The organism is Petralouisia muris (assembly GCF_004793545.1).
GTDB classification, from domain to species: domain Bacteria; phylum Bacillota; class Clostridia; order Lachnospirales; family Lachnospiraceae; genus Petralouisia; species Petralouisia muris.
In genome coordinates, this window is sequence record NZ_SRYA01000125.1 from 1 (window position 1) to 7953 (window position 7953).

The 7953-nt window shown below is 40.9% G+C and carries 10 protein-coding genes and 1 pseudogene; 1 reads left to right on the plus strand and 10 read right to left on the minus strand.

Annotated features, from left to right (window positions below; all coding sequences use genetic code 11):
* Positions 1-116: 116 nt before the first annotated feature.
* The 7 genes and pseudogenes from E5329_RS27205 to E5329_RS27235 all read right to left on the minus strand — a co-directional run bounded on the left by E5329_RS27205 (position 117) and on the right by E5329_RS27235 (position 5873).
* Complete coding sequence (locus tag E5329_RS27205) at positions 117-398, minus strand: hypothetical protein (protein WP_004056031.1); 282 nt, start codon at positions 396-398, stop codon at positions 117-119.
* Positions 395-1003, minus strand: coding sequence for a transposon-transfer assisting family protein (locus E5329_RS27210; protein WP_004056032.1), 609 nt, complete (start codon positions 1001-1003; stop codon positions 395-397). Before E5329_RS27210 ends, E5329_RS27205 begins: the two co-directional genes overlap by 4 nt.
* A gap of 254 nt (positions 1004-1257) precedes the next feature.
* Positions 1258-1572, minus strand: a pseudogene (locus tag E5329_RS27215) (toprim domain-containing protein); the annotation flags it as partial.
* A complete protein-coding gene (locus E5329_RS27220; protein WP_135992311.1) occupies positions 1569-1703 on the minus strand; it encodes a DUF3789 domain-containing protein in 135 nt (44 codons plus the stop codon). The pseudogene E5329_RS27215 and the gene E5329_RS27220, both read right to left, overlap by 4 nt.
* A gap of 126 nt (positions 1704-1829) precedes the next feature.
* Positions 1830-2810: a restriction endonuclease gene (locus tag E5329_RS27225; RefSeq protein WP_135992312.1), complete on the minus strand. Its 981-nt coding sequence runs from the start codon at positions 2808-2810 to the stop codon at positions 1830-1832.
* A gap of 61 nt (positions 2811-2871) precedes the next feature.
* Complete coding sequence (locus E5329_RS27230) at positions 2872-5274, minus strand: AAA family ATPase (protein ID WP_168356796.1); 2403 nt, start codon at positions 5272-5274, stop codon at positions 2872-2874.
* 104 nt (positions 5275-5378) lie between these two features.
* Positions 5379-5873: an SLOG family protein gene (locus tag E5329_RS27235; protein WP_135992314.1), complete on the minus strand. Its 495-nt coding sequence runs from the start codon at positions 5871-5873 to the stop codon at positions 5379-5381.
* 150 nt (positions 5874-6023) lie between these two features.
* Between E5329_RS27235 and E5329_RS27240 the strand changes: the two genes are divergently transcribed.
* The gene (locus E5329_RS27240; RefSeq protein ID WP_135992315.1) at positions 6024-6338 is read left to right on the plus strand and encodes a helix-turn-helix domain-containing protein; all 315 of its coding nucleotides are present in this window, start codon (positions 6024-6026) and stop codon (positions 6336-6338) included.
* Between the two features lie 119 nt (positions 6339-6457).
* On the opposite strand, the gene E5329_RS27245 is transcribed toward E5329_RS27240, so the two are convergent.
* From E5329_RS27245 to E5329_RS27255, 3 genes are all read right to left on the minus strand, one after another.
* Complete coding sequence (locus tag E5329_RS27245) at positions 6458-6871, minus strand: dUTP diphosphatase (protein WP_004083327.1); 414 nt, start codon at positions 6869-6871, stop codon at positions 6458-6460.
* A complete protein-coding gene (locus E5329_RS27250; protein ID WP_135992316.1) occupies positions 6868-7575 on the minus strand; it encodes an FAD-dependent thymidylate synthase in 708 nt (235 codons plus the stop codon). Before E5329_RS27250 ends, E5329_RS27245 begins: the two co-directional genes overlap by 4 nt.
* Before the next feature lie 46 nt (positions 7576-7621).
* Positions 7622-7953: hypothetical protein (locus tag E5329_RS27255; protein WP_275443806.1), on the minus strand; the 332-nt coding region annotated here is incomplete at its 5' end.

Here is a 7953-nt window from a genome sequence, read left to right on the forward strand (position 1 = left end):
AAAATCAAAGCTGCTTTTTCGTTTGCACCACCTTCGATTCTTTCCTTAACGATTTGTTAAATTGTTCAATGTCATTATCTTACCACAAACGCATACACAATTCCATTAAATTTTCTTTAATTTCCCTTTGCCTTGTTATTTGCAATCATCATCTGCCTTGCCCGTTCCCTCTGCTCTGTACTGAACGCCCTCGGCTTGCGGTAGCAGACGTATGACTTTGGAAAAGAATAGGTCTTAGATACCTCGTCCTGCCCTGTCAGCTTGTATGTGTCGGGGAAGTCGGCAACAAGCGTGTCAAGTTTCCGCATAACCGCTTTATCCCTTGTATAGAGGGTGGCGGTCTTTTCTCCTGCATTATAATTGACAATCGTTTCCTGTTCGTATCGGGAAAGTTTCATAGTGCCATATCCCCCTTTCCTTTGCTGTGGGTTCTGTGCTTTTTTCCCTCGGAAACTGTCGGCTGTTTTGCCTGTTCCTTTGCTCTGGCTAACCTTGTCCTTATGGAGTGGTCACGCTCGGTCAGTTTCCGTCTTTTGGTGGTGGCGGTCAGTTCCGCACACGTTTCTTCTGACAGGGAATTTAATTTCTTTAAGGTGCTACTTACTATCTGCTTTGTGTTATCGTCTTTTATCTGCGGAAGAATAGCAGACAGACTGGCGCACGTTTCCGCTTTTCCCTGTTCTCCAAACTGGTAAATCAGATTGATTTCATCAGCGTTAAAAGGTATCTGTATATTTGCGCCCTCACATAAACGCTCCACGCCCACGCACTTAGGGAGATTTTTTGTCAGTTCGTAATTATCCCTCGCTGTGATTGTTCCATGCCTGTCGGTCTGCCTTACCTCGACTTCACACTGGCTTTTCTGTTCCAACACAAGCCACTGGTATTTATCGTTTTCTTTCGTAAATACAGTCTGATGCGCATTGGAGTGTGTCTTGCTACGGATATATTTGTCGGCGGTACTGTAATAGTCCAAAATCTGTTGTTCCTGCTTTTTATTCATGGTCTTTGCCCTCCTGTGATATGGATTGATATGATTGATTGGTTTCGGTGTTGATATATGATTTTTTCTCGTTACTTGTTGGGAGATTTGATTGCGGAATACTGTTGTTGGGTATTTCTCCGCTTGGGGAATAGGAGTTCATTTCATACGGTAATTACCGCATGAAAAAAGACTATAACCGATACTGTCATAGCCTTTTAAGGATTGAGGAAGTCCCTTTTTTATTTGTATTTGTTTGTCGCCCCTCCGCACTATCCAACATCGGTACCACACACCACAGAATCCACCCGTTTGTCTTTCATCAGCCGGCACAGAAGGTCAAGTTGCTTTTTCTTATCCTTCGGCACCTCATATTTCCATTCTTCCGGCAGGATCGGCAGATCACCATAGCGCCATCTGGCATACTGTTCTCCGTAAGCCTCCGGCTGCGCCAGTTCCAGCAGGTGCCCCACGCACCAGCTTACCAGATACCCGCCACCCTCTAAGTAGCCGTCTTTTTTCTCATTCGCACCCAGGACCGCCGACAGAGACATGGCGACAGAGGGCTTTTCCGCAATTACTAACTTCATTCGCAATCCCTCCATTCCCTCAATCCTTTCTGTTCGTCCTCAAATTTTCCCGCTTGCAACAGGCACATAAGGACAACCCCTATCATCGTACCGCCTGTAAAACAAAGAAAATATGTAATCAAGTTCCACATATATACCACCTCCTTTTCGGGTATAAAAAAGAGCGAGGACATTCTTAGTCTCCGCTCTTAATTTCAGATATTCATTATGCAAACAAATAATATATGCTTTCAATTTTAACATATAGTTATTGATTTTTATTTCTCCAACTCCATAAGAAGTTCATCCAATTTATCCAACAAATAATTGGATGGATCTTCTTGGTCAATTTTCATTTTATTCATTTCTATCAAATCCTTTGTTTCCAGTAACACAATGAGTTTTCCATTCTCCCTCAAACATCCCTTTGCTGCCCAAAAAGCATTTTCGTCATATCCATGTGCTGATATCAATATTCCAACACTTCGTAGTGCTTTTGAATATAAATATTTTTCTGTAGTATATATTTCCTTCTGGGTAATTGGATCACTATAATTTTTGAATTCAAACACCACATATTTTGAATTAAAATACCTTTCAATAATTGACCAAAATGTTTTTTGATTTCCATCCTTAATCCGACAGAGAAGATCAAATCTGTACAAATCCTTATTTGATTTCTGCTGTTCTCTCCATAAGGCTAAATCTTCCGAAAATATATTTTCTAAGAGTTTAACACATAATACTTCGTATGTTCTCGCAAGTGATTTTCCCGCTTCACACCATTCCATCTCCTTAATTAACGAATTTGTATAATCATCATGTCGAAGACTATCTATTTGAATAAATCCTTTTTGTGGTTTTATATCGTCAATAGCATATGGTAGGCTGGCTATTAGCTCGTTACGTAATTCAGCATTATTTTGTACAGCAAAGAGCAAATTAGTAATATCTATAAAAATTAAATTCGCATAACTTTTTTGATAATATTCCTTTCTTTTTTCTTCAATAGTATACGCTGTCACTAATAATGGTATCATCTCATTTGATTCTGCAGTATCACAAATTTGTTGAATAGCTTTCTCGGTTATACGAGAATATTTTACTTCAACACAAAATTTTCTTTTATCTTTTTCCGCAATGATATCAATATCACCTATTTTATTTTCTAATTGAACGCCTTGCTTTACAGTATATCCCGCTTCAATAAATATTTTTGCAACAGAATTTTCAAATGCATAACAATTTTTTATATCCATTTGTTTACCTTTCTAAAATAGTTAATCATTTGTTGTTATAACAAAAGTGATATTTCTATACCTATTCAACAATGGATCTCGTCCTTATATCATTGCACCACTGTTCCAAGTTTGCACTTGCTGAATTTCCGTAATCCTTCAAATGAGAAATTACATGTTTTTCATTCAGCAGATAAATAAAACATAAAACATCCTTTGCCGTTCTCTGCTTATCAGTATTTGAAACAACACTAAAGAAATTCATATCATCCAGTGCTTTAACCTGTTCCTCTCTGTGACTTCCTCCATGAAGAACTAACCGATACATTAGATTATAAAAATACAATTTATATTCTTCTTCTGGCAGAGCATCCAAAATATATGAATCTGTTGACACTTCTTCTATGCCTTTTTTATATTGAAATGTCGCAAACGCCTCAAGCACTTGTCTTAATATATTGCCAATAATAATATCATAACTGTTTCCATTACCAAGTGCATATTCATATATCACTTTCACAAGTTCTGTATATTCCTGCCTCTGCTTATACCTAAACATTTGCAAAGTTTGTTGATTTAACTCAAAACGATTAAATTTCAAATTTTTACTTTGAAACTTTTGACCACACTCTCCGATGAGTTCTTCAAACACTTTATCAAGATCATAAAATGTCATCAAGTCATGTGTCATAACAAGAGCTTTGGTATCTATATTTCCATGCAAAAATTTTCCTAATTGATACTTCAGGAAAGACATGATTCCTATCTTATTTTCTATATCAAAACTTGATACCGGATCATCAATAATTATTAAATATTCTTTATCATATGTGGTAGTTATTTCTTTATTTTGCATTATATTAGCAAAAAAGTAACACAGCGCAATGATATTTCTCTCCCCCAAAGATACTTCTGATGGTTTTACCGCATGTCCATTAGACAAAAGCACATATGTATCATTCTGATATTCAATCCTCAGCCTGTCATTTGAGAAAAAAATATACTTCAAGCTATTATTGATAACATTCAATGCAATTTGTATATTTTTTCTATTAGCTTCTAATTCATCGACCAACTGCTTTTTTTGCAGAAACACATTCTTTTTTTCTGTCTCTTTTCGTTGTGCACAAACATATTCTTGCTGCTGTGCTTCATGCTTCGATGATAATTGATGAATATCATAATAAGCAATTTCCCCATTGATTTTGTTTAATTCTTTTTTAATTGGAGCTGTTGCTTGTACGCTTTTATTAAACTCTAATCTTGATTCTTCTAAATTTGTCAATGCATCTTCTAAATTCCCAAGCAATACAGACACTGTTGTTACGTCTATCTCAATAGGTGAATATGGGTCCGCAATCTTTGATTGCAATTTCTGATTATTATCTCTAATAGACTGATTGATTCGTTCAATCAGGTTCTCACAAACAGTTTTCTTATCGCCAAGTTTTTCATATGCCGAAAGATTTATTTTTACTTCCTCAACAATTAACTTCTGCAGTTCATGCTGATGTTGCTCAACAATTTTACTGAGTATCTTTTGAATACTATCAAAAAGGCTTTTCTTGTAGGCATTAGTCAATGGTTGTAAACAAAAGGGGCATTCCTTAATAGAAGCATCTCCAAAAACACCAGCCATTTCAGCCAATGTATTACTTTTTCCATTTTGAACTAACTGTAAAAGATATTTTTCTCGATCAGACAATATTGGCTTTTCAATTTTAACAGCAAGTAAGTCCATGATTGCCGAATCGTCATATTTCATTGTAAATCTGGGTACTTTTACATTTATAGCTTCTGCGCCCTTTTGTGCCTGATACAATGCGTTTAGCTTTTCATTGAAAAGAACAATGAGTTCATCTCTACTTTTGACTGGTGAAAAAGATAAAAATTGTTTATATGTTTCATCTCTCACACCAGTATTTTGGCGTCCTTCCTTAACTATTTTATCTCGTCCGGCCCAATTATCATCACCTTGTAAAGCATACCTCATTTGGTCTATATAGTATTTGGGTGATTTAGGATTGTTCCTATTTTCATATTCGTTTGAAACAAGTGCCTGTTGATTTTCATATTCCTGTTTAGCAATATCCATTTCTCTTTCAGCTTGTTGAATTTGGTTAGCCAAATCCACTTGCCGTCCCAACATTACAATAGTATTCAATCCTGCTTCCTGCAATTTTATATTGCTATCCACAAATTCTTCATCAAATACAAATATCCTCTCTTTTTCATCTTCCGTTAAAGTGATTATATTTCCATCCTTATCCAAAACAGTAGCTTGCGTTATATGTGGGTATCCACCTTTTACTACCTTTTTTATTGCCTTTGCAATGGTACTTTTACCAGAACCATTTCTACCATAAAGAATCGTTCCTTTAGGTAACTTAACTTTATTGCCATCTAAAGGATCAAATAAACGCAATTCAACTGGGTTTATAAAGCCGCCTCCTGCAAGTTTAATTCCCGTAATATCTTTTAGCACAGTAGCATTTTCCTTTCTCAACTTTGTAAGTTATCAGTATGTAAATCTATGGAGCATATTTTATCATATTTTTGCATATTTTTCTATCACTGTGCTTAATAAGATTACATTATTTTCGGTTTAATAATCACTCCTACCGGAATCTCTCGCAGTTGTTTCCGCATTTGGTGCGCAAACCGGATCGTCCTGACCGTGCCGCCTTTTTCCCTCCCGTCATACACGGCGATCACCCGGTCCGAGTGTTCGGCCATATAGCGGTTCCGGTGGGAATAGACGTTGGGGTGGTATTTTTCCTGCATGACGACAACATCCGCACAGGCCTCCAGCATTTCATAAGTCCGGCTCTTTTCCAGCAGGCTGTCCAGGCGCTTTTGATAAGGGATAACCGCAACCAGCTCCAGCGCCGGATTTGTCTTTTTCTTTTCCAGTACGATCTCTGCAAAATACTGGTCCACGCCGTCTGCAAAGCCGCTCATAAAGCGGGTAAACCCGTCCGCAACAGCAGAATCGATTTCACGCCGCAGGGCCGCTTTTACACGGCCTATCTCTTTCTGAGGTAAATTTCTGTGCCCGGTGACACAGCATGTCTTTCCTTCCATCTTTCTTTCCCTCCATCCGATAGTTTGTATTCTTCATTTCTCAAATTATAATAGATTTATTTTAGTGTTTCAACGCAAATACCCTTTTTTATTTTGCGAATAAGGACAGGGTGTAAGGTACAATCTATTATGGAATAGGAGGTAAAGGCAATGTATGAAAATTTCGTCCCGGAACGGCTGGCAAAGCTGCGGACTCAAAAAGGCATGTCTGCACGCGATATGTCATTGTCATTGGGACAGGCAAATAACTACATTAACAACATTGAAAACAAAAAGTCCCTTCCCTCCATGCAGTCCTTCCTTTACATCTGTGAATATCTGGGTGTGACGCCCCAGGAATTTTTTGACGAGGGGAACCCGGCCCCGCAAGCCTTGCAGGAATTTATTGCAGAGGCAAAAAAACTGGATTCCAGGTCACTTTCTTATATCCTGGGGATTATGAAAGAACTCAATAGCAGAAAATAAGCGGCCACGATGCTGGCCGCTTTTTGCTGCCTTTCTTTTATTTTATCCTGCAATCCTCCTGATATGCCCAATCCCACTACCGGCGATAAACCAAGAATCACTCCCGGAATGTCACTTTTTTATTTTCCTGTACTTCCAAACCCATCTGTGCCGCGCTGCTCGCCAAGTTCTGTAACAAAATCTGCGATCACAACCGGAGTAATTACAAGCTGGCCCACGCGGGAGCCTTTGGAAAGCTCCTGGGTCTGGCTGCTTACATTACTGATGATCGCGTGAATCTCCCCGCGGTAGCCGGAATCCACCGGCGGCAGCTCACAGACCAGCCCTTTTACCGCCATGCTGGTGCGTGGAAACACATAGCCCGCATATCCGTCCGGCACTTCAATCCCAAACCCAAGAGGGACCTTTGCGATCTCCCCCGGCTGTAACGTACAGTCATAGGGCATGTAGACATCTGCACCGGCATCGTTCCCATGCGGACGGAAAGGGCGGCGGTCCTCCGGCACGCCAAAGTCGATCAGTTTGATCTTCATGCGCCGCCTCCTTCCCAAAGCGCCGGATAGTCTGTTTTCAGAATATCTTCAGGCGTCATATCCGCTTTCAGCATGTTTCCGCAGGTCATTTTCCCCTCCAGGCATTTGTCCTGTTGGCAGAAGGGGCCTGTGAGATCAGGGGCAAACAGCACCGGGCTTAAAGTATAAAGCTCCTGCCAGATTTTCAGTAGCACGATCCGGGTCTCGTCCGTATTGCGCCGGCATACCCGCTGGCCGATGATGTGTTTCCACTGGTAGGGCGTGGCGCTGATAACCAGCACATTCCGAAGCCCCTGGGGTGTGGCATATCCCGCCGCGTCATGGCCGATCCCCTCGGCGCACAGCTTTTCGTAACAGCCCATGCCATCATGGCAGCTTTTTAAGTACAGTTCCCGGACCGCTGCCGGGGCGGTGATGATCTCATAAGGTATGGCAAAATCCGCCTGCCCCGCATAATTGCTGTACTGCAAAGACGCGCTTATAAACTTTACTTCGTTTTGGTGCCGGGTGATCTGTGAAAGGAACCGCCTGCTTGCCCCTACAACAGCAGCGGTGATCACTGCAAATTTCTGGACCGTCGGGTGGGGAAGGGCGCTGATGGCCGCCACAGTATCATCACTGAACGATTTTTCATAAAGGGCCATCAGGTCGTCCATTGTGGCGATCTTATGGCCCCTCTGGGTAAGCCGGGCGGCAAAGACCATGTTTTTCTCGGCCTCCCTGGCCGCCTGGCAGTTTAATATTTTTACTTCAATCCGTCTGATCGGTATGTCCCTCCTTTACAATGGCTTTCAGTAAGAACAGATAGTTGAGGCTGTCTGTGATCTTTTCATCCCATGTACTTATCCCGTAATCCGTATCATTGTCAAAGCACATGTCATACAGGGAAACGATATGCTTCGCCAGCATCCCGGCAAGGGCGCGCTCCGGCGTGGTGTGCTGCAAGGCTGCCGCCGCCTTAAAAGCCCCCAGCCGGTCCGTATCGTCCCCGGTATATTCCTTCGTTTTCTTTTGCAATGTGTCGGCACAGAGCCGCACCTGCTCGTCAAATACGGCATTGACTTCCTGTTGTGTGATATGGC